19 protein-coding genes are annotated in these 21630 nt (G+C 29.9%); 11 read left to right on the top strand and 8 right to left on the bottom strand.

Going from position 1 to position 21630, the window contains the following annotated elements; all coding sequences use genetic code 11:
- Window positions 1-46 precede the first annotated feature (46 nt).
- The 3 genes from Q0714_RS07295 to Q0714_RS07285 all read left to right on the top strand — a co-directional run bounded on the left by Q0714_RS07295 (window position 47) and on the right by Q0714_RS07285 (window position 3100).
- Complete coding sequence (locus Q0714_RS07295; protein WP_298263873.1) at window positions 47-421, top strand: hypothetical protein; 375 nt, start codon at window positions 47-49, stop codon at window positions 419-421.
- Between the two features lie 81 nt (window positions 422-502).
- Window positions 503-2731, top strand: coding sequence for a TonB-dependent receptor (locus Q0714_RS07290; protein ID WP_298263872.1), 2229 nt, complete (start codon window positions 503-505; stop codon window positions 2729-2731).
- Between the two features lie 15 nt (window positions 2732-2746).
- Window positions 2747-3100 (top strand): heavy-metal-associated domain-containing protein, encoded by a 354-nt coding sequence (locus tag Q0714_RS07285; protein WP_298263870.1) that lies wholly within the window; start codon window positions 2747-2749, stop codon window positions 3098-3100.
- 137 nt (window positions 3101-3237) lie between these two features.
- Here Q0714_RS07285 and Q0714_RS07280 read toward each other — a convergent pair whose 3' ends face one another.
- A complete protein-coding gene (locus tag Q0714_RS07280; RefSeq protein WP_298263868.1) occupies window positions 3238-4509 on the bottom strand; it encodes a mechanosensitive ion channel family protein in 1272 nt (423 codons plus the stop codon).
- Between the two features lie 117 nt (window positions 4510-4626).
- Window positions 4627-5946 (bottom strand): dihydrolipoamide acetyltransferase family protein, encoded by a 1320-nt coding sequence (locus Q0714_RS07275; RefSeq protein ID WP_298263867.1) that lies wholly within the window; start codon window positions 5944-5946, stop codon window positions 4627-4629.
- 400 nt (window positions 5947-6346) lie between these two features.
- Here Q0714_RS07275 and Q0714_RS07270 point away from each other — a divergent pair, with 400 nt between their 5' ends.
- The 7 genes from Q0714_RS07270 (at window position 6347) to Q0714_RS07240 (ending at window position 12666) form a co-directional block, all read left to right on the top strand.
- Window positions 6347-7414, top strand: a complete 1068-nt coding sequence (locus Q0714_RS07270) for a multiheme c-type cytochrome (RefSeq protein ID WP_298263865.1) — start codon at window positions 6347-6349, stop codon at window positions 7412-7414.
- Window positions 7415-7565: 151 nt separating this feature from the next.
- A complete protein-coding gene (locus Q0714_RS07265; RefSeq protein WP_298263864.1) occupies window positions 7566-7949 on the top strand; it encodes a hypothetical protein in 384 nt (127 codons plus the stop codon).
- Window positions 7950-7966: 17 nt separating this feature from the next.
- Window positions 7967-8821, top strand: a complete 855-nt coding sequence (locus Q0714_RS07260) for a DUF5777 family beta-barrel protein (protein WP_298263863.1) — start codon at window positions 7967-7969, stop codon at window positions 8819-8821.
- Window positions 8822-8937: 116 nt separating this feature from the next.
- On the top strand, window positions 8938-9921 hold the full coding sequence (locus Q0714_RS07255; protein ID WP_298263862.1) for a 4Fe-4S dicluster domain-containing protein: 984 nt from the start codon (window positions 8938-8940) through the stop codon (window positions 9919-9921).
- Between the two features lie 8 nt (window positions 9922-9929).
- Window positions 9930-11279, top strand: a complete 1350-nt coding sequence (gene nrfD / locus Q0714_RS07250; RefSeq protein WP_298263859.1) for an NrfD/PsrC family molybdoenzyme membrane anchor subunit — start codon at window positions 9930-9932, stop codon at window positions 11277-11279.
- A gap of 18 nt (window positions 11280-11297) precedes the next feature.
- A complete protein-coding gene (locus Q0714_RS07245) occupies window positions 11298-12206 on the top strand; it encodes a hypothetical protein (RefSeq protein WP_298263858.1) in 909 nt (302 codons plus the stop codon).
- A 61-nt stretch (window positions 12207-12267) separates the two neighbouring features.
- A complete protein-coding gene (locus tag Q0714_RS07240) occupies window positions 12268-12666 on the top strand; it encodes a cytochrome c (RefSeq protein ID WP_298263856.1) in 399 nt (132 codons plus the stop codon).
- A gap of 70 nt (window positions 12667-12736) precedes the next feature.
- On the opposite strand, the gene hemN is transcribed toward Q0714_RS07240, so the two are convergent.
- The 6 genes from hemN to hemA all read right to left on the bottom strand — a co-directional run bounded on the left by hemN (window position 12737) and on the right by hemA (window position 20448).
- A complete protein-coding gene (gene hemN, locus Q0714_RS07235) occupies window positions 12737-14095 on the bottom strand; it encodes an oxygen-independent coproporphyrinogen III oxidase (protein WP_298263855.1) in 1359 nt (452 codons plus the stop codon).
- Between the two features lie 65 nt (window positions 14096-14160).
- A complete protein-coding gene (gene hemE, locus Q0714_RS07230; RefSeq protein ID WP_298263854.1) occupies window positions 14161-15186 on the bottom strand; it encodes a uroporphyrinogen decarboxylase in 1026 nt (341 codons plus the stop codon).
- A gap of 84 nt (window positions 15187-15270) precedes the next feature.
- A complete protein-coding gene (gene hemL / locus Q0714_RS07225) occupies window positions 15271-16566 on the bottom strand; it encodes a glutamate-1-semialdehyde 2,1-aminomutase (RefSeq protein WP_298263852.1) in 1296 nt (431 codons plus the stop codon).
- A gap of 4 nt (window positions 16567-16570) precedes the next feature.
- Window positions 16571-17536, bottom strand: a complete 966-nt coding sequence (hemB, locus tag Q0714_RS07220) for a porphobilinogen synthase (protein WP_298263851.1) — start codon at window positions 17534-17536, stop codon at window positions 16571-16573.
- A gap of 67 nt (window positions 17537-17603) precedes the next feature.
- Entirely contained in the window at window positions 17604-19196 is a 1593-nt protein-coding gene (gene hemC, locus Q0714_RS07215; protein WP_298263850.1) for a hydroxymethylbilane synthase, read from the bottom strand.
- Entirely contained in the window at window positions 19183-20448 is a 1266-nt protein-coding gene (gene hemA, locus Q0714_RS07210) for a glutamyl-tRNA reductase (RefSeq protein ID WP_298264215.1), read from the bottom strand. The genes hemC and hemA overlap by 14 nt, the downstream gene beginning before the upstream one ends.
- A 275-nt stretch (window positions 20449-20723) precedes the next feature.
- Between hemA and Q0714_RS07205 the strand changes: the two genes are divergently transcribed.
- Complete coding sequence (locus Q0714_RS07205; protein ID WP_298263849.1) at window positions 20724-21623, top strand: AraC family transcriptional regulator; 900 nt, start codon at window positions 20724-20726, stop codon at window positions 21621-21623.
- Window positions 21624-21630 lie beyond the last annotated feature (7 nt).

Raw genomic sequence — 21630 nt, 5'->3', positions numbered from 1 at the left:
TTTTGTAATAATGAAAGATGTTTTTAAGAAAATAACCGCGATTTTAATGATAACAATTTTATTGTTTTCAACAACTTCATTTTCTGTTTACAAACATTTTTGCGAAGGTAATTTAGTAGCTATCTCAACAGAAAAATTTGATAGTTGTTGTGAAACTGAAAAAATAAAATCATCAAACCAAGTTAAGTTTTCTGAACAAAATTGCTGTAAAAACGAAGCCTCGATTAAAGATATTCTACATTTTGATTATACAAATACGGTTAAAATAACCAAAGGTCAAGTATTATTTTTAACTTCATTTTATTACAATTTTATTCAAAAAATAACTATTGTTAATACATCAAAAAATAATTTTAAAAATTTTTTCCCTCCTTCACGTTTATTAAATAAACAAATACTTTTTCAAACCTTTTTAATCTGATAATAATTTCTTTATAAAAAGAATATTGAAGCCTTTATGTATTGATATAGGCTATTTATCAATTGTTAAGAATTACAAATAATGAATACAAAAATAATATTACTACTAATGCTATTTCCCTTTATAGCAATTAGTCAAGAAACTATTAAAGGAACCATTTTAGATACTAACAATTCTCCTATTTTTGGAGCAAACATATATTGGGAAAATTCTCAATTAGGAACAAACTCTGATCAAAACGGAACTTTTGAAATTAAAACTTTAGCAAACAACAACAGTTTAGTTATTAGTTTTATTGGTTACAAAACTCAAAAACTTCAAATAAATAATATTAAAAAGGTAGATATTATTTTAATTGCAGAAAATCAATTAGACGAAATAGAAATACAAACTAGAAAAAAAAGTTCTAATAAACTTACATACGAAGTAAAAAACATAATTAATATAAGCAAAGAAGAACTTTTAAAAGCAGCTTGTTGCAATTTAGCTGAAAGTTTTGAAACCAACCCCTCAATAGATTTAAATTATAGCGATGCTCTTACAGGAACAAAACAAATAAAAATGTTGGGATTAACAAGCCCCTACATTCAAATAGTTCAAGAAAATATTCCAAATATTAGAGGCGCAGCACAAACTTACGGGTTAACATTTACTCCCGGAACCTGGGTGGAAAGTATTCAAATTACCAAAGGTGCTGGAAGCGTAGTTAATGGTTACGAGAGCATTACCGGATTAATAAACACCGAGTTGGTAAAACCCTTAACTGATAAAAAGCTATTTATAAACGCTTATAGTTCACTAAATGGAAGGTTGGAATTAAACACTCATATAAATACAAAAATTTCTGATAAATGGGCTACTGGATTGTATATTCATGGAAATATGAGAAACAAAAAAATCGATGATAATAATGATCATTTTTTAGATACGCCACTTACAAAACAAGTAAATATTATGAACCGTTGGCAATATACCAATACAGAAAAAGGTTGGGTGAGCTTTATAAATTTTCGTTATTTAAACGATGAGAAAACTTTAGGGGAAAAAGATTTCGACCCTGATATTCATAAAAAAACAACTACTTTTTGGGGAAGTCAAATAACAACTGAACGCTTTGAAACCTCGGCAAAAATTGGCTATGTTTTTCCTGAATTACCTTATAAAAACTTTGGATTACAGTTTGCTTACAGTTACCACAATCAAGACTCTTATTTTGGGTTAAAAGACTACACTATCAATCACAAAAGCCTTTACGCTAATTTTATTTACAATTCAATAATCTCAGATACTCGAAACAAGTTTGTTACAGGAATAAATACTTCTTTTGATAAGATTGATGAATTGGTGTTAGCCTCAAATTATAAGCGAAACGAAAAATCTATCGGCGCATTTTTTGAATACAATTATGACAACTTAAATAATTTAAATTTATCTGCTGGAATTAGAATAGATCACCATAACTTACTTGAAACATTTATAACGCCTCGGCTACATATAAAATACAAGCCATGGGATACAGGAACATTTAGAACTTCAGTAGGAAGAGGGAAAAAAAGCACGGCTATTTTTGCTGAAAATCAATGGTTATTTGGAACGAACAGAACCATAAAAATTATTGATGAAAATGGTCAATTTTATGGTTTAAACCCTGAAATAGCTTGGAACTATGGAGTATCATTCACTCAAAAATTTAGTTTATTAAATAGAAAAGGAGATGTTACCTTTGATTTTTACAAAACAAGTTTTAACGAACAAATTATTGTAGATTTTGAAAATCCTTCTGAAGTCGCATTTTATAATGCTCCTGCTAAAAGTAAAGCAAACAGCTTTCAAGTTGAAATAAACTATAGCCCTTTTATACATTTTAGTATTAAAACGGCTTACAAACACCAAGATATTACAAATACCTATATGTTAGGGGAAAAACAACTTCCTTTACAGCCTAAAAATCGTTTTTTCACCAATCTATCATTTCAAACACATCAAACTAACAAAGGTGGAAATTGGAAGTTTGACTATACATATAATTGGCAAAGTGAACAACGCTTACCAGATACAAGCATTTATGCATCCAACTATCAATTACCTAATTATGCCGATGCGCACGTTAGTATGAATGCCCAAATTACAAAAGTATTTTCACCCAAATTTGAATGGTATTTTGGAGGTGAAAATTTAACAAACCACAAACAAAAAACTCCAATTTTAGGAGCAGATAATCCTTTTGGAGAAAATTTTGACACAAGTATTATTTATTCTTCAGTACTTGGTGCTATGTATTATACCGGAATAAGATATAACATTCAATAACTAAAATTTAAAAAAATGAAAAAAACACTATTAATTATTGCTTTACTTTTTATAGGAATTACAACACACGCACAAAAGAAAAATGCCAAAATTACCTTTGAAGTAAATGGTATTTGTGAAATGTGTAAAGAACGTATTGAAAAAGCTGTTTTAAAAACCAAGGGTGTAAAATTTTGCAATTGGAATATCAAAACTCATCAATTGTCTTTAATTATGGATGAACGGAAAGTTGATGAACTCACAATTCATAAAAACATTGCCGCAGTTGGTCATGACACAGATAAAATAAAAGCTACTGACAAAGCTTATAACAACTTGCATAATTGCTGTAAGTATGATCGAGTGAACCCGCAATATGGACACAATTAACTTGTAAGATTATTGTTAATTTTTTGAAGTAAAATTATAAATTTTTACTTGTTTCAGTTTTTTTAATAGTGGTTAAATTATGTAAAAAACTGAAACAAGTTTAATATCATATAGTTCTTAAAACTATAAATTATTGACTAGTTTTTAGTAACAAAATAATTTAAGTCTTTACCTGTAGGCTCTTCAAAAATTTCAAGATCAAAATAGGGAACGGCAGCTATAATATGGTCAAAAATATCGGACATAACTGCCTCGTAATTCACCCATTTTTTATCGCTGCTAAAACAATATATTTCTAGAGGAATCCCTTTTGGAGTTGGAGCCAATTGCCTTACCATGGTAAATAGTTCTTTACTAACGGAAGAATTTTGCTCTAGATAAGCATCTACATACTTCCTAAAAACTCCAAAATTAGTTAAATTTCTTCCATTAATTAAAACAGACTTATCTATACCTTTCTTTTCATTATAATTTGTAATTTCTTGATATTTAGCGTCTAAATAATTTCTAATTAGTTGTATTTTTTTAAATTCTTCAATTTTTTCAGTTGTTAAAAACTTTATAGAATTTTGTTGTATTAAAACCGCTCTTTTAATTCTTCTTCCTCCAGATTCTTCCATTCCTCTCCAATTTTGAAAAGAATCTGAAATTAAGCTATACGTTGGTATTGTGGTAAAAGTATTGTCCCAGTTTTGCACTCTAACAGTGGCTAAATTAATATCGGTAACAGTACCATCTGCTCCAAATTTCTCGTAAGTAATCCAATCTCCAATTCTCACAATATCATTTACTGAAACTTGAATTGAAGCCACAAAACCTAAAATAGTATCTTTGAAAATTAATAATATTACTGCAGAAGCTGCTCCTAATGTTGCAAAACTTAAAATATCTCTCCCAGTTAATTGATAAACAATAAAAAATATGGCGAGCCCCCATAAAAAAATCATTACTACTTGCACATAGCTTTCTAAAGGTTTGTCTTTAAAACGCTCTTTAGTTCTTAAATATCTTTGAGTAGATCTTAGAAAACTTCGTATAATTTTTACAAATAAAATAACTCCATAAATGTTTATAATATTTTGAAACATTTTTAATAAAAAAGGAAAGTCTTGTAAAACGGTTGGAACTATTATTTTTAATAACAATAAAGGGATGATATGCGCAAAATACCTAGAAAATTTACTTTGCACCAAAAAATCATCAAAAGTAGTTTTAGTTTTAACTGAAAAAACATCAAATGCTTTAATTATAATTCTCCTTAAAATTCGATCAATAATATAGGTAACAACTAAAATTAAAAACAAAACCACCACCAAGTTTATGAGCCCTGCCCAAAACTCCGTTACTCCTTTATCAATTAAAGTACTTTTAATTAAATAAACATACTTATCAGCATTCTGAAGTTTCATCCCTATTTAAAATTTAATTAAACACAAATTTAGAGTTTACTATAGTATAAACTATTTTTTTTTATAAAAAAAAGAGGCTTTAAAAAAAGCCTCTTTTTAATACAAATTAGTTATCAATTAAAACTCGGCATTTACATTCCAAGCTTCTAAACTTTCTTTTACCGCTTTAATAAACATTCCTCCTAGCGCACCATTTACCACTCTATGATCATACGAATGTGAAATAAACATTTTATGACGAATCCCAATAAAGTCTCCTTCTGGAGTTTCTATTACAGCAGGAACTTTTCGAACAGCTCCTAAAGCCAATATTGCTACCTGTGGTTGGTTTATTATTGGTGTTCCAAAAACACTTCCAAAACTTCCTACATTAGTTACTGTATATGTGCCACCTTGAATTTCATCAGGTTTCAGCTGGCCTTTTCTTGCTCTGTTTGCTAAATCATTAACCGCTTTAGTCATTCCTACTAAATTTAGTTGATCTGCATTTTTAATAACTGGAACAATTAAATTACCATCGTTTAAGGATGCTGCCATCCCTAAATTAATTGCTTTTCTTTTAATAATTTTATCTCCATCTACAGAAATATTAATCATAGGAAAATCTTTAATAGCTTTTGCTACAGCTTGCATAAAAATTGGAGTAAATGTTATTTTTTCTCCTTCTCGAGCAAAAAACTGCTCTTTAATTTTATTTCTCCAATTTACAATATTAGTAACATCTACTTCAATAAAAGATTGAACGTGGGCTGAAGTTTGTACCGACTCTACCATATGATGGGCAATTAATTTACCCATACGACTCATTTCAATTATTTCATCATTTCCATTAACAGAAACAGGAGTTTTAACAACTTCTTTCTTTTCTATTTTTGGAGTTTGATTTTCAACAAGTTCTTTTTTAGCTTCAGGTTTTGGCTTACTTGCAACATTTCTGTCACTTTCTAAATAAGCTAAAATATCATTTTTTGTAACTCTATTATCTTTTCCTGTACCAACTATTGCCTCTAACTCATCCATAGTAACACCTTCAGTTTCGGCAATATTTCTAACTAATGGTGAATAAAATTTTCCTGAATTTGATACTTTACTAATTGTAGTAGTTTCAATTATTTTATCTACTTCTTCTTCAATTTCTTCAATAACAGATTCGGCCACTTCTACAGTTTTACTACTTTCTTCATTAGAATCATCACTCAAAGTTTCAATAATTGCAATGGTTTCACCTACTTTTACAACAGCATCAACATCGAATAAGATTTCTGTAATAGTACCTTCTACTTCACTCGGAACTTCTGAGTCCACTTTATCTGTCGCAATTTCAACTATTGCTTCATCAAGTTCAACACTATCTCCAACATTTTTTAACCAAGATGTTATGGTTGCTTCAGCAACACTTTCACCCATTTTAGGAAGTTTAACTTCAAATTTAGCCATTATGATTTTTTTAAGTTTTGCAAATTTACAAAAAATATAACCTTATATTAAATATGTAGGATTTTATTCTACGCATCTATTATACGAATTTAATAACAAACCTATTTATAAAACCTCCTAAATTATTTATTAGCTCAATTAAATTCAAAAAAATTATAAAATACTTAATTAAAATATCACTTAAATAGCTAAAAATTATAATCTGTAACAATATTTACAAGCATAAGTAACAATTATTGCAGAAAAATTTAATTAAATTACTTTTACTCATTCTAAATAGAGGTTATATAGCTAATTTTCAGGTTTTTAAAAATTCAAGAACTATGACTTAAATCATAATATTACTCTCTTCTTGTTCTTATTTTTATAAAAGATTTAAAACAAACAAATATCTAATATTATGAAAAATTTAAAATTAATAGGATTCTTGATGATTTTGGTGTCAAGTTTAATGTTTATTCAATGTACTAGCGAACCTATTGCGGGACCTCAAGGACAAGCTGGGATTGATGGTACAGATGGTATTGACGGTGTTGATGGAGTTGACGGTGTTGACGGTACTGCAAGTTGCATTGCTTGTCACTCTGAAAGCCATAGAACTCCAATCATAAATTCGTTCGCAAAATCTAGCCATTCAGACCAAACAATTATGTATACTGGTCAAGATTTAGCTAACTACACAAATGGAGTCTCTGCTTCTTGTACTAAATGCCACACATCCGAAGGGTATATTAATTACATAGAAGGAAAACCAGCAGTAAAAAGCGAAATGCCTTCAGGTGTTTCTTGTACAACTTGCCACAGTAAACATAGCACATTCGATTTTGAAAATGACGGTCACGATTATGCGTTAAGAACTATGGAAGCAGTAACTTTAGACACAGATGACAGTTATACAATTGATTATGGAAACGCTAGTAACTCTTGTTTAGTTTGTCACCAACCAAGATCTAAAGCTCCGGTTGATGATGGAACTGGAATGTATTTACAAGCAAACTCAAGATTTTACCCTCATTACGGTGGACAATCAACAGTCTTAGAAGGTATTCAAGGTTCTTATATTGAAGTAGATGGTGCAGTTGAACTTCCTGCAATTGGAACTTCAGCTCACAGAACTGGCGCTTCTTGTACTTCTTGCCATATGGGTACGTCAACTGACGCAGAAAAAGGATTGCATACTTTTAAAGTTAGTTTAGATAGTTGTACAGATTGTCACGGAGCAACACCTCCAACAGAAGTTGCAGGATTAGCAGATGATATGGCAGTATTAAAAGCTAAATTAATTGCACTTGGTCTTTTAGATGAAGCTGGAAACACTCCTAAACAAACAGAAAAGGTTCCTTTTAAACAAGTACAAGCATTATGGAACTATGTTACTGTATATAAAGATGGTAGCCACGGTGTACACAACCCTACATACACAAAAGCTTTAATTACAAATGCACTTAAAGCCTTAGAAGATAATTAGATATTTATATAAATTCAGGAGTTAGTAAAATAGCTCCTGAGTTTAAACTAATTATATTCTTGCTGCAAAAGAATGCATTACTATTAACTTAAAATTTCTTATCTGATAAATTTAAGTATAAGTTAATAATTAACTATTAAATACAAAACAAATGAAAAAACTATTGCAAATAGTTCTAATAAGCAGCTTAAGTTTATTGTGTTTTTCATGTTATTATGATGAAATTCCTGAACATATATTAAATCCACCTGAAATCCCAACAGATCCAGATGATCCAAATTATGTTGAAATAAAATTAAGTAGCGATATTCAACCTTTATTTACTGCAAATTGCATTGGATGTCATAGCGACAATAGAGATCCAGATTTAAGAGAAGGTAAATCTTATGACGCATTAATTCCTGAATTTGTTACAGAAAATAGCGCAGAAAATAGTTCGTTTTACACATTTATTAAAAATGGACACGGTGGCTTATCTCCTGATGAACTTGAATTAATTAAAGCTTGGATAAACCAAGGTGCGCTAGATAACTAATTTTTAAGATATTAAATATGAAAAATTACATAAAACTACTTTTACTTCTTTTAATAGTACCTTTTGTTTCTTTAGCTCAAGAAGAAGGTGCTACAAAAGAAAAAAAAGTGAAAGAGAAACTTGAAAGAGACGCCTTTGATAGTTCAAATATTATAGATAATCCAACCAACGTTTTATTAAGCAAAGACGCTTTAGAAGTTCAAATGCAACACAGATTTGGATTAATTAATAGTGAAGCTGGTAATGATTTGGCTGGTTTTTGGGGCGATTCAAACATAAGAATTGGTTTATCTTATGGAATTCATGAAAGGCTTACTATTGGATATGGAACCACAAAATTCAATCGTTTACAAGATTTTAATTGGAAAGTAGCTTTATTAAGACAAACACGTTCTAATAGTATGCCTATTAGTGTTTCTTACTACGGTAACTTTACTATTGATGCACGTAAAAAAGATAAGTTCAATTTAAAACAAGATAGATATTCTTATTTTAACCAATTGATTATCGCTAAAAGATTTAGTCCAAATGTATCATTTCAAATTGCACCAAGTGTATCTCATTACAATTTAGTGCATCCAGATATGGAAAATGATTTGGTTTCTGTAGCAATTGGTGGTAGAGTTAAAATAAGCCCTCAAACATCAATTTTAATTGACTATAGTCAACCAATTACACAATTTGATGCCATGCAGCCTAAACCGCTATTTAGTATAGGAGCAGAATTTGCAACCTCAGCTCATGAGTTTCAAATTTTCTTAACTAATAATAATGGAATTGTTGCGCAAAAGAACTATATGTATAACCAAAATGATTTCTTTAATGGCGATTTCTTAATTGGTTTTAATATTACAAGAATCTACAATTTTTAGCAATAATTAGATATTAAAAACAGACTAACAACAAATAAATCACCCCAATTGATTTTTTAAAATTTGTTAGTCTGTTTTACTTAATTAAGCCTTAAATTTATTTAACAAGGATAATCATGGAAAAAAATAAAAATGAAAAAAGTAGCACCAACAGACGTAACTTCCTAAAATTAGGACTAATGTCTAGTGTAACTGCTGTTGCAGGTGCTTCATTAATTTCAAATTTGGCATCAGAAGAAGAATTAAAAGCTTCCGGAGAAAAAGTTAGATTATTAACACCAGATGGCAAAGTTGTTGAGGTTGATGCTACTAATATTAACAACTATCCTGAAGCACATATCACTCCAGCAGAAGCTAGAAAAGGAATCCCTAACAGAAAATTTGTTATGGTAATAGATTTAGCTAAATGTAAAAATGCAAGAAAATGTGTTGAAGGCTGCCAAAAAGGACATAAACTAGACCATGGTGAAGAATTTATGAAAGTACAGCTAATTCAAGATAATCCTGAAGCTGAACCATACTGGTTTCCAAAAAACTGTATGCATTGTGATGAACCTCCTTGCGTAACAGTTTGCCCAACAGGTGCCACTTTTAAACGTGATGATAATATTGTTTTAGTAGATACCGACAGATGTATTGGTTGTAAATTTTGTATTACAAGTTGCCCTTATTCTGCAAGACAGTTTAATTGGGAGCACAAAGCTAAATACGATGATAAAAGTCAACCATATTCTCCAGAAACATCTGTTCCAGGTGCGGAAGGAACTGTAATAAAGTGCGACTTCTGTCCAGATATGTTACGTCAAGGAAAATTACCACATTGTGCACAATCTTGCCCAATGGGAGTAATTTATTTTGGTGATAAAAATGAAGATATTGTAACAAACGGAGAAGAAACTGTTCGTTTTTCGCAATTAATAAAAGATAGAGCTGGATATCGTCATTTAGAACATTTAGGAACAAAACCAAACGTTTATTATTTACCACCTGTCAACAAGCAATTCCCATTAGAACGTGGATTTGATATTGATGAGGAAATTATAGAACGTTATAAAGATGTTCCTTACGTACAAGAATTAAAAAAACAAGGTAAACTTTAAAGCTAATTATGATGAATTTAACTCGTAGAAAAAGTGAATTAGTTAAAGAATTTTCACCTATGTTAGAGAAAACAAGTACCCTTTCAAAAATTTGGATTTGGTCGCTTGTAGCAATAATTTTAGTTGGTGCTTACGCCCTATTTCTTCAAATATATGAAGGGCAAAGTGTAACTGGAATGAGAGATAATGTAGTTTGGGGTATTTATACAGTAAACTTTATATTTTTTCTTGGAATGGGATATGCAGGCGCTTTTATATCTAGTGTACTTCATTTTATAAAAACTCCTTGGAAAAATTCCGTATCCAGAATTGTAGAAATAACAACTGTTTTATCTATAGTTATAGGCCCTGTATTTATTTTATTATGTATTTATAGACTAGATAGATTACATTATTTATTTATGTATCCACGAATTCAATCACCAATTACTTGGGATGTTATTGCAGTTATAACAGATTTAATAGGTTGTATTTTATATTTATACCTAACATTTATTCCTGATTTGGCAATTTTAAGAGATAGTGACAATTTAAAAGTGCCTAAATGGAAAAAGAAAATGTATAGATATTTAGCAATTGGTTATCAAAATACAGATGAACAAAAAGAAAAATTGCATAAAATAACCAAAACAATGTCTGTAATTGTAATTGCACTTGCAATAGTTGCATATACAATTTTAGCTTGGGTATTTAGTTTAACACTACAGCCGGGTTGGAATAGTACCATTTTTGCACCATATTTTATTGTCTCTGGTTTATATACTGGTGTTGCTGTAATTATTTTAGTAATGTATTTAATTAGAAAACACTTAAAACTAGAAAAACACATTAGAAAAGTACATTTTATTTTTGCTGGAGTAATTTTACTAATACTATCGTTACTGTTTGGGTACTTTACATTTAGTGAATATTTTCCAAAATGGTTCAGTCATAAAGCTTCAGATACTAATTTATTAAACACCTTATTTAGTAATTATTTTTGGATGTTTATAATTGCTAACTACGGAGCTGTTTTACTACCATTAATTATTATAAGTTTTAAAAAATTAAGAACAATAAAACTAATAACATTAACTGCTGTTATTGCAATATTTTGCCTATGGTTAAACAGGTATTTAATTATAATTCCAACCTTAGAAACACCGTATTTACCAATTCAAGATACACGCCCAGAATATGTGCATTACACCGCAACTTGGGTAGAATGGGCCTTAACCTTTACAGGTGTTGCAGCTTTTTGTTTATTATTTACGCTTTTAATAAAATTTGTGCCAGTTATTCCAATGTCTGGAATTATAGATAACGAAACTGACCAGAATAAGAAGAAAAGAAGGTTTAAAAAAACGATTACTGAATAACATAATAAATTAGAAATTATGAAATACAATATATTTAAACATTATTTAATTACTTCTCTTATTATTGTAATAACGTTCAGTTTTAATGGATTTGCCCAAGAGCTTGATGCAAGTAATTATAAAATGAGATTTAACTTTAAAACAGTTAAACAAGCCGATAATTCACGTTTACTTGAAGTCGAATTTATTGGTCAGAATAAAAAAGATAGAAAAGATAAAATTCCAGTAGCTGATGCAGAAATTAGTTTTTATAATATTTTGAATGAAGAAGAAGTTTTATTAGGAACTGCAAAGACCTCTTATGAAGGTATTGCTAAAATTACAGTTCCTAATTCGCAAAAATATTTAATTGATGATGATGGACTCATAAATTTAATAGCCAAATTTGAAGGCTCTGATGCTATAGATGCAGAAGAAGATGAAATCTCTATAAAAGATTTAATTTTAGAATTAAACCTTGAAGAAATTGATAGTGTAAAAACTGTTTTGGTTAAAGCATTTACAATTGATAGTGTTGGCGTTAAAACTCCTGTGGAAGAAGCTGATGTTATTATTTCTATACAAGGTATGCTTTCAAAAATGAAACTTAAAGAAGAATATATTGAAGATGGAGAATATGAATTTGAATTCCCAAATGATATTCCAGGAAATGAAAACGGCGAAATAACAATTTTTTCAATAATTGAAGATAATGATGATTTTGGAAACGTATTTCAAAAGAAAACTGTAAATTGGGGTACCTTTAATAAACAAGTAAAAGAAGAAGGGAATAAACTTTGGTCTGAAGCGGCTCCAATGTGGATGTACATTGTTTTAACAATTCTATTATTAGGAGTTTGGGCAAATTATGCATATACTATATCTTATTTATTCAAAATTAAAAAAGAAGGAAAAAAAATAACAGAAAACAAAAAACAAGAAATATAGTCGTAAATATACATTATGGTACTGTTTTTGATTACTAATTATTAATAAATAAATCTTAAAAATGAAAACACTTAAAATTTTATTCACCTTAGGGGTCATAAGCTTTGCACTAGTTTCATTCTCTAAATTAACTCAAGAAGAATGGAAAGTTCCAGCTAAATATGAAAAAATGACCAATCCAGAAGAAGCCTCAAATGAAAATATTTCTTTGGGTAAAAATTTATATTCTAAACACTGTAAATCTTGCCACGGAAAAAATGGCGAAGGAGATGGTCCAAAAGCAGATGAAGTAGATGGTGATTTAGGAGACTTCACTTCTAAAGAATTCCAAGCACAATCTGATGGTGCTTTATTTTACAAAAGTTATATTGGACGCTTAGATATGCCAAATTATGAAAAGAAAATGAGTGAAGAAGATATGTGGTTAGTTGTTCATTATATGAGAACAATGGGTGAATAACCCCCCAATAAAATATTAGATATAAAAAAGCCCGAACAAACTGTTCGGGCTTTTTATGCTATATTCTTTATTAAATAGTCATAGAAAAAACTCTTGTTTCAGGAGCATTTTCAATCAAGCGCAAATCAAAAGCCATACAAATATTTCGCACAAACATTCTTCCTTCTTCTTTAACTAAAATTTTATTTTCTGATATTTCAATTAACCCATCATCAATAATTTCTTGTAAGCGTTCAACAATTCCAGCTTTTGTTTCTGCATCTAAACCAACATTCCACTCCGTCTCAAGATTACACATTAAATTTAAAATATGTTTTCTTATAATCAAATCTTTATCTGTTAATAAATGTCCTTTAAATATTGGTATAACTCCTTTATTCACTTTTTGGGTATAAGTATCAACATCTTTTTCATTTTGAGCAAATGCATACCAAGAATCACTAATAGATGACATTCCTAAACCAATCATTAATTCTGTTTTTCCTGCCGTATATCCCATAAAGTTTCTGTGCAGTTTCTTTTGCTCCATAGCTTTATGAAGCGAGTCACTTGGCAAAGCAAAATGATCCATCCCAATTTCAACATAACCATTATCAAAAAACAGCTGTTTTCCTAATTCATATAAATAGCGTTTTTCATCATCTTTAGGCAAATCGTTTTCGTCAAAACCACGTTGCCCTACACCTTTTATCCAAGGTACATGTGCATAACTGTAATAAGCTATTCTGTCTGGTTTTAAAGCTATGGTATTTTTAATAGTAGTACGAATACTTTCTTCTGTTTGAAAAGGCAATCCAAAAATTAAATCGTGGCTAATAGATTCATAACCAATTTTTCTAGACAAGTCGTGAACTTTTTTAACCTGCTCAAAGCTTTGAATTCTATGAATAGCTTTTTGTACTTTTGGATCATAGTCCTGTATTCCAAAACTGTTTCTTCTAGAGCCTAAATTGTATAACGTTTGTAATTGTTCTTCTGAAGTATGGTTTGGATGACCTTCATAACTAAAATCAAAAACCTCAAATTTGTCTGCTCGTTTAAAAATACCATTGATTAGTTTTTTTAAATTTTCTGAAGAAAAAAATGTGGGTGTACCACCACCTAAATGAATTTCTCTAATTTTTGGCCTAGCTTCAAACATATCACAATACAAATCCCATTCTTTTAAAACAGTATCTATATAGGGTTGTTCAACTTCATGACGCTTGGTAATTTTTTTATGGCAGGCACAAAATGTGCACAAACTTTCGCAAAAAGGTAAATGAATATAAAGGCTTATCCCCTCAATATCATTACTTTCTATAAAAGATTTTTTAACCGTTGTTTTCCAATCTTCTAAAGCAATTCCTTCTTTATCCCAAAATGGCACCGTTGGATAACTGGTATATCTTGGCCCAGGAATATTATATTTTTGAATTAAGTTTTTCATAATTAGTAGTAAATAACGAGATCTAAAGTGTTGATTTTAAAAATCTAAAACCTCAATTTTAGAACCTAGCTTTTATATTCTTTTACAGCATCAATAAACGCTTTTGCATTGTCTAATGGAATATTTGGTAAAATTCCGTGTCCTAAATTTACAATATATTTATCTTTTCCAAAGTCGTTAATCATTTGAGTAACCATTTTTTTAATTACAGCTGGAGGTGATAACAAACGTGATGGATCAAAATTACCTTGTAAAGTTATATTGTTATTGGTAAACTTACGAGCCATTTGAGGTGTTATGGTCCAATCAACTCCCAAAGCAGAAGCATTTGATTTAGCCATTTCCTCTAATGCAAACCAACATCCTTTTCCAAAAGCAATTACTGGAGCTTCTTCTTTTAATGCTTCAATAATTTGATTGATGTATTTCCATGAAAACTCTTGATAGTCTACTGGAGATAACATACCTCCCCAAGAATCAAAAATTTGAACTGCATTTACCCCTGCCTTTACTTTTTCTTTTAGGTAAGCAATGGTAGTATCCGTAATTTTTTGCAATAAGGTATGGGCTGCAACAGGTTGCGTAAAACAAAATTCTTTTGCTTTATCGAAGTTTTTAGAACCTTGCCCTTGAATACAATAACATAAAATTGTCCATGGCGAACCTGCAAAACCAATTAATGGAATTTCATTGTTCAACATTTGTTTGGTAACTTTAATAGATTCCATGACATAACCTAATTCTTCATTTACATCAGGAACCAACACAGCATCAACATCTTTCTGTGTTCGTATTGGATTGGGCAACCAAGGACCAACACCAGCTTTCATTTCAACTTCAATATTCATTGCTTGTGGCACTACTAAAATGTCTGAAAACAAAATAGCAGCATCCATTCCGTACCTTCTAATTGGTTGAACTGTAATTTCAGAAGCTAGTTCAGGTGTTCTACATCTTGTAAAAAAATCATATTTCTCACGAATTGCAATAAATTCAGGTAAATATCTTCCTGCTTGACGCATCATCCATACTGGAGGGCGTTCAACACTTTCTCCTTTTAATGCTCTTAAATATAAATCGTTCTTAATCATTGTACTTTTCAGTTATTTATTGATTTGTTGTTGGTTCAATTTGTTTTCAAAAAAACAACTAAAACATACAACTAAAACATTTTTTTATTTCTTTTTCTCAGCTACAGCTTTCATTGCTATTTTTATGGCTGATCTAACTTTATAGATATCTCTCTTAGTCATTGCAGTTCCTAAAAACCAAGCTTCAAATTGAGAAGGAGGTAAAAACACTCCATGTTCCATCATTTTCCAGAAAAAGGTTTTAAACTGTTCGGTATTGGAAGTTTGCGCAGATTTAAAATCAACCACTTTTTCTTTGGTAAAAAATGGATTAATCATAGAACCAAATCTGTTAACTTGTAAATCTATTCCATATTCTTTTGCAGCTGCTAATAACTCTCTTTCTATAAAAGCGGCTGTTTTTTCAAATTTATCGTATGGATTTTGCTTTTTCAATTCTTTTAACGTAGCAATTCCACAAGCCATAGCTATTGGGTTTCCAGATAATGTTCCTGCTTGATACATATTTCCTAATGGCGCAACCATTTCCATAATTTCATTTCTAGCTCCATAAGCTCCTACAGGAAAACCTCCTCCAACAACTTTACCTAAACAAGTAATATCTGCTTCAATTCCTAATAATTCTTGAGCGCCACCAAATTTAGAGCGAAACCCTGTCATTACTTCATCTACTATTAATAAAACACCACTAGCTTTGGTTAAATCTCTTAATTCTTGTATAAATTCTGAAGTTGGTTGAACAACGCCCATATTTCCAGCTATAGGTTCAATTATAACTGCTGCAATATCATTATTATTAGCTAAGTGATTTTCAACACTATCTATGTTATTATATTCGGCAATTAGGGTATTTTTAACTGCTTCATCAGGAACACCTGCGCTACCTGGAATACTTAAAGTAGCCAACCCTGATCCAGCTGCCACTAGCAATGCATCCGAATGTCCATGATAGCAACCCGAAAATTTTATAATCTTATTTTTACCAGTAAAAGCACGTGCCAAACGAATTGCACTAAAAACTGCTTCGGTACCTGAACTTACAAAACGAACCTTATCCATTCCCGGAAAAGCTTCGCAAACCAACTTAGCCATTTTTATCTCAGCCTCTGTAGATGCTCCAAAAGTATATCCTTTTTTTAATGCTTTTTCTACAGCTCTTTCTACTTTGCTATTTCTATGTCCTAAAATCATTGGTCCGTAAGACAATACAAAGTCTATATATTCATTTCCATCAACATCATATATTTTGCTCCCTTTAGCTTTCTCTATAAAAATAGGAACTCCACCTACCGATTTAAATGCTCTAACTGGTGAGTTTACAGATCCTACTAAGTTTCTTTTCCCTTTGGTATATAGTTCTATTGATCTTTCTAATTTCATTTTTTTATTTTTTTGATAATACTTTTGCAACCTCTTTTGCAAAGTAAGTAATAATTATATCGGCTCCTGCCCTTTTCATAGATAATAAGGATTCCATCATTACACGTTCTCCATCTATCCATCCATTTGCTGCAGCCGCTTTTATCATTGCATATTCTCCACTTACATTGTAACAAGCTATCGGACGGTCAAAATTATTTTTTAAATCGCGAATGATATCTAAATAAGAAAGAGCTGGCTTAACCATTAAAATATCGGCTCCTTCTTGATCATCAAAAGTTGCTTCTCTTAATCCTTCATCTCTGTTAGAAGGATCCATTTGATAGGTTCTTCTATCTCCAAAAGTTGGTGCAGAATCTGCAGCATCTCTAAATGGACCATAAAAAGCTGATGAATATTTTACTGCATACGACATTATTGGGATGTTAGTGAACCCTGTATTATCTAACGCTTCACGAATAGTTGCAATCATTCCATCCATCATTCCTGAAGGCGCAACCATATCTACTCCTGCTTTGGCATGTGAAATAACTTGTTTAGCAATGTTTGGTAACGTTGCATCATTATCTACATCATTGTCATGGATAATTCCGCAATGTCCGTGACTTGTATATTCGCAAAAACAAACATCTGTTATTACATATAAACTTGGGTAGCTTTTTTTGATAAAACGAACTGCTTGCTGCATAATTCCATCATCATTCCAAGTTTCTGAACCTGTAGCATCTTTTTTTGAAGGAATTCCAAAAAGTAAAACCGCTGGAATATCTAAAGCTACTACTTCATCCAATTCTTTTGAAATGGTATCTAATGAAAAACGTTTTATTCCTGGCATGGAAACAATTTCAGTTTCAATATTTTCACCTTCTTCAATAAATAAAGGATAAATTAAATCGTCAATTGTTAGTTTATTTTCTCTAACTAAACGGCGAATATTTTCGGTTTTTCTAAGACGTCTTGTTCTATTCATTACACTTGATTTATTGGTTGATTTAAACTTTTTAAAATCAATTATTATAAATTATGATGGTTATTTATTAATTTTCTTTTTCTTTAAAATACTCATTAACAGAACTTATCATACTTTCAACAGTTGATAATTTTGAGACAATTACATTTTTAAAGTACTTTTTAGCCTCATTTGCCGTAGTTTCTCCTATACAAAAAACTGCGATATCTTTTATTTTATTTTCTTTTATAAAACTTTCGATACCTGTTGGACTGAAGAAAAGTATTGCATTGTATTTATCTTCTATTTTTCTAGGTGTTAATTGAGTTTGATAACATTCAACTTCATTAACTTCAATATTATTTTTCTTTAAAATTGAAGGCAATTCATCTCTTCTTTTATTTCCACAAAAGAACGTAACACTTTTATTTGGTAGCTGTTGAACTAAATAATTGGCTAAGCTTTCAGCTGAATTTTCAACTTGAGTAACTTTTCCAATTCTTTTTTCAATCAATCGTTTTGTTCTTCGACCAACACAATAAATATTTTTAAAATCTAAATCCGTTGGTGAAAAATTTTCCAACACCGCTTCTACTCCATTTTGGCTTGTAAAAACGACATTCTCAATAGAGCTTTTAACTATTTTAGGTTTTAGTCTATTGCTCCTAATAGTTATAAAATCGCTCATAGAAGAGCCTATATGAGATGACAATGCGTTTACTTGTTCTAATGAAAGGTTTTTTGTAGCGTAAATATTAATATCTTTTTCAATATTAATCATTTCTCTCATCAATTTTTTTCCACCTCTTTCTAAAATATAGTTGGCTCCAAAAGCTCCTAAATCACTAACATTATTGGCTTCAACTTCTTTAAAAAATTCTATTTTATGTTTTCCATCAGGGCTAAATAAAACGCCTTTAAATTTAATAATTTCATCTTTTAATGTTGCCAAGGCTCCTATTGGTGCTGTACAACCACCTTCTAACACCTGTAAAAACTCTCTTTCAATTTTAACACAAGTAGCGGTTTCTTCGTGATTTATTTCTTTACAAATTTCAAGTAATTCTTGATCTTTTTCTAGTGCTGCTACCATAACTGCTCCCTGTGCTGGTGCAGGCACCATCCAATCTAGTTTTAGATATTTTTCTTTTTTTGGAAGTAAATCTACTCTCTTTAAACCTGCGGCTGCAAAAATTGCTCCATCCCAATCATTATCTTCTAATTTTTGTAAGCGAGTAATTACATTCCCTCTTAAACCCGTAATTTTATGATGTGGATATCGGTACAGCCATTGAGCTTTTCTACGTAAACTTCCTGTTGCTATAGTAGCAGTTTCATTAGTAAAGAAATTTTCATCTTCTTTTATTACCAAAATATCGTTAAAATCGCCACGTTTAATAACTGCTGCTTGTACAATTCCTTGAGGTAAATTTGTAGGCACATCTTTAAAAGAATGTACGGCAATATCTATTTTACCATTTAATAAAGCAATGTCTAAGTTTTTTGTAAAAACACCTGTTATACCAAGTTCGTATAATGGTCTATCTAAAACTATATCGCCAACAGAATCTATTTTTACAATTTCTGTTTTATATCCGAAATGTTCTAATTGTTTTGCTACTGTATTTGCTTGCCAAAGAGCTAATTTACTGGATCTTGTCCCAATTTTAATTGTTCTCATCTAAACTTAACTCTTTTATATTAAACATTTTGCTAATTACACTAATACTTTGATCTACTGAAGTTTCCTCGTCTTTTAAGTGTTTCACAAACTGTGTGGTTATTTTTTGAATCATACGGTTGGTTACATACTCTGCATGTTCAATATTAAAATCTTTTATTTTTCTGGAATGAAAATCAATTTCATCATGTTGAATAGCCATTAATGATTCTTTTAGTGCATTTACAGCTGGCACATATTTTCTATGTGAAATCCAATCATTAAATTCAGCTTTATATTTATTGATTATTCTTTCGGCTGCAGGAATTTCACTTCTTCTTATTTCTATTGTTTTATCTGTAATTTTTGAAAGTTCATCCACATTAACAAGTGTTATTCCTTCCACATTTTTAACAGCAACATCCACATTTTCTGGCATAGATAAATCTAAAATCAATAATTGCTTCCCTTCTTTTAAATGCTCTTTATTAATTGTTGGAACACTTGCTCCAGTAGCAACAATTAAGATATCTGTATGATAAATTTCATTAGTCAGGTTATTATAATCTCCTATGGTAATTTCAGGATGTGCTTTTTTAAACTCTTGAGCTTTTTCTATGGTTCTATTAATAAGTGTGATTTGCTTATTTGAAGTGTATTGTAACACGTTTTTACAAGTGTTTTTTCCAATTTCACCCAAACCGTAGATTAGAATTTTTTTATCATTATTATCTTCAATATTTTCAATTATATATTGAATTGCTGCATATGCAACTGAGGTGGTCCCTGAACTTAATTTGGTGTTATTTTTAACATTTTTACTAGCTTGTAAAACCAAATTCATCAATCTTTCTAAATAAGCATTTGTAGTTCCAACCTGTTTAGCTTGTTTAAAAGATTCTTTTAATTGACTTACAATTTCGTAATCACCTAAAATTTGACTATCCAAGCCTGTACCAATATTAAACAAGTGTTTTACAGCATCTTTATCCTTATATACATTTGATACATTTATAAAATCTTCAACACTTCCTTTTGAATATTTGATTAAAAGACTGATTAATTCAAATGGGTGTTTTGCAAATCCTGTTATTTCAGTTCTATTACAAGTAGACAAAACAAAAATACCATCTATTCCATTTTGTTTTGCTTCTTTTAATAATAACTTTTGATTTTCTTTGGATATGCTAAAAGCACCACGTACCTTCACATCTGCCTTTTTATAACTCAAACCTACATTATAAAGCTTTGTAGGTAAATTCTCTTGACTCATATCATTAATATTACCAATAAGTATCGACAAAAGTACAAATATAATTTAGCACAAAATATCGCCATAAGTACTTTTACTATCGCCATAAGTTACATTTGTTAATTTAGAACATTTCTAAATAATGTAAATAATTCAAAAATACTGACATATGTCAGTAAATTAAAGGGTTGTAAAATATGATATTTGTCATATTTATTTAAAAAAATATATCTTAAACATCCAAATTTTTATTGTACTTTTGTAGTGATTTTAATTAAAATTTGTAAAAATATCAAATGAAATCCAACTTAGATCATTACAAAAATATCGACAAAAGTACTCATTTACTTTTTAATGAAAAAGAGACTTTTAAAGTATTTCATTTCAACAACTTAAGTTCTGAAACGGAATTCTTCAAACACCAATTAACCAACAACTATATTCAAATTTATTTTTGCAATAGCAACACTTGTAAAGTTGCTTTTAATTTTGAACATTGTACAACAAATTTAGATGAAGGTTTTTCTAACATGGTATATTTTAAAGATGAACAAATGAATATTTTGTTTACTCTTCCTCCAAAATCAGAATTAATTACCATTTTAATTTCTATTGAATATTTCCACTCTTTATTTTCAATTGAAGGTAATTTTTTATTCAACTTTAATAGTTTTAAAGTTGGTAAACCAATTATTGAACCTAAACAAACAACCCCAACAATTCAATTTGTTCTCAATCAACTTATTTCTAAACAAATAACTAAAGCTTTAAGACCTGTTTTTATCAAAGGTAAAGTTTATGAACTTTTAAGCTACTACTTTAACCCATCAAATGAAAATAATACTGAAAACGAAAATTGTCCATACATTGCTAATGAAGAAACTATTAGTAAAATAAAAAAAGCTAAAGAAATAATAATTGAAGAAATGATCAATCCTCCATCACTTGAAGAGTTAGCAAAACAAGTTGGCCTTAACATTAAAAAACTAAAAACAGATTTCAAAGAGTTTTATGGTGTTCCAGTATTTACTTTTTTATTAAATTACAAAATGGAATTGGCAAAAAAATTACTTCAAGAACAAAAATTAAATGTAAATGAAATTGCAATAAATTTAGGTTATAGTACATCTAGTCATTTTATTGCTGCGTTTAAAAGAAAATATAAAATTACTCCAAAACAATATTCAAAGTCATAATTAAAAA

The organism is uncultured Lutibacter sp. (assembly GCF_947493565.1).
In the GTDB taxonomy this organism is placed as follows: Bacteria; Bacteroidota; Bacteroidia; order Flavobacteriales; family Flavobacteriaceae; genus Lutibacter; species Lutibacter aestuarii.
The sequence above is the reverse complement of the archived record's forward strand: the minus strand, read 5'-3'. Positions and strand labels throughout refer to the sequence as shown.

What these genes read in the sequence shown, in the direction of transcription:
- hemC (WP_298263850.1), bottom strand. Translation starts at nt 19,196, where the DNA reads ATGAGAACAATTAAAATTGGGACAAGATCCAGTAAATTAGCTCTTTGG.
- Q0714_RS07255 (WP_298263862.1), top strand. Translation starts at nt 8,938, where the DNA reads ATGGAAAAAAATAAAAATGAAAAAAGTAGCACCAACAGACGTAACTTC.
- hemA (WP_298264215.1), bottom strand. Translation starts at nt 20,448, where the DNA reads ATGAGTCAAGAGAATTTACCTACAAAGCTTTATAATGTAGGTTTGAGT.
- Q0714_RS07275 (WP_298263867.1), bottom strand. Translation starts at nt 5,946, where the DNA reads ATGGCTAAATTTGAAGTTAAACTTCCTAAAATGGGTGAAAGTGTTGCT.
- nrfD (WP_298263859.1), top strand. Translation starts at nt 9,930, where the DNA reads ATGATGAATTTAACTCGTAGAAAAAGTGAATTAGTTAAAGAATTTTCA.
- hemL (WP_298263852.1), bottom strand. Translation starts at nt 16,566, where the DNA reads ATGAAATTAGAAAGATCAATAGAACTATATACCAAAGGGAAAAGAAAC.
- Q0714_RS07290 (WP_298263872.1), top strand. Translation starts at nt 503, where the DNA reads ATGAATACAAAAATAATATTACTACTAATGCTATTTCCCTTTATAGCA.
- hemE (WP_298263854.1), bottom strand. Translation starts at nt 15,186, where the DNA reads ATGATTAAGAACGATTTATATTTAAGAGCATTAAAAGGAGAAAGTGTT.
- Q0714_RS07245 (WP_298263858.1), top strand. Translation starts at nt 11,298, where the DNA reads ATGAAATACAATATATTTAAACATTATTTAATTACTTCTCTTATTATT.
- Q0714_RS07270 (WP_298263865.1), top strand. Translation starts at nt 6,347, where the DNA reads ATGAAAAATTTAAAATTAATAGGATTCTTGATGATTTTGGTGTCAAGT.
- Q0714_RS07265 (WP_298263864.1), top strand. Translation starts at nt 7,566, where the DNA reads ATGAAAAAACTATTGCAAATAGTTCTAATAAGCAGCTTAAGTTTATTG.
- hemN (WP_298263855.1), bottom strand. Translation starts at nt 14,095, where the DNA reads ATGAAAAACTTAATTCAAAAATATAATATTCCTGGGCCAAGATATACC.
- Q0714_RS07280 (WP_298263868.1), bottom strand. Translation starts at nt 4,509, where the DNA reads ATGAAACTTCAGAATGCTGATAAGTATGTTTATTTAATTAAAAGTACT.
- Q0714_RS07205 (WP_298263849.1), top strand. Translation starts at nt 20,724, where the DNA reads ATGAAATCCAACTTAGATCATTACAAAAATATCGACAAAAGTACTCAT.
- Q0714_RS07260 (WP_298263863.1), top strand. Translation starts at nt 7,967, where the DNA reads ATGAAAAATTACATAAAACTACTTTTACTTCTTTTAATAGTACCTTTT.
- Q0714_RS07285 (WP_298263870.1), top strand. Translation starts at nt 2,747, where the DNA reads ATGAAAAAAACACTATTAATTATTGCTTTACTTTTTATAGGAATTACA.
- Q0714_RS07295 (WP_298263873.1), top strand. Translation starts at nt 47, where the DNA reads ATGATAACAATTTTATTGTTTTCAACAACTTCATTTTCTGTTTACAAA.
- hemB (WP_298263851.1), bottom strand. Translation starts at nt 17,536, where the DNA reads ATGAATAGAACAAGACGTCTTAGAAAAACCGAAAATATTCGCCGTTTA.
- Q0714_RS07240 (WP_298263856.1), top strand. Translation starts at nt 12,268, where the DNA reads ATGAAAACACTTAAAATTTTATTCACCTTAGGGGTCATAAGCTTTGCA.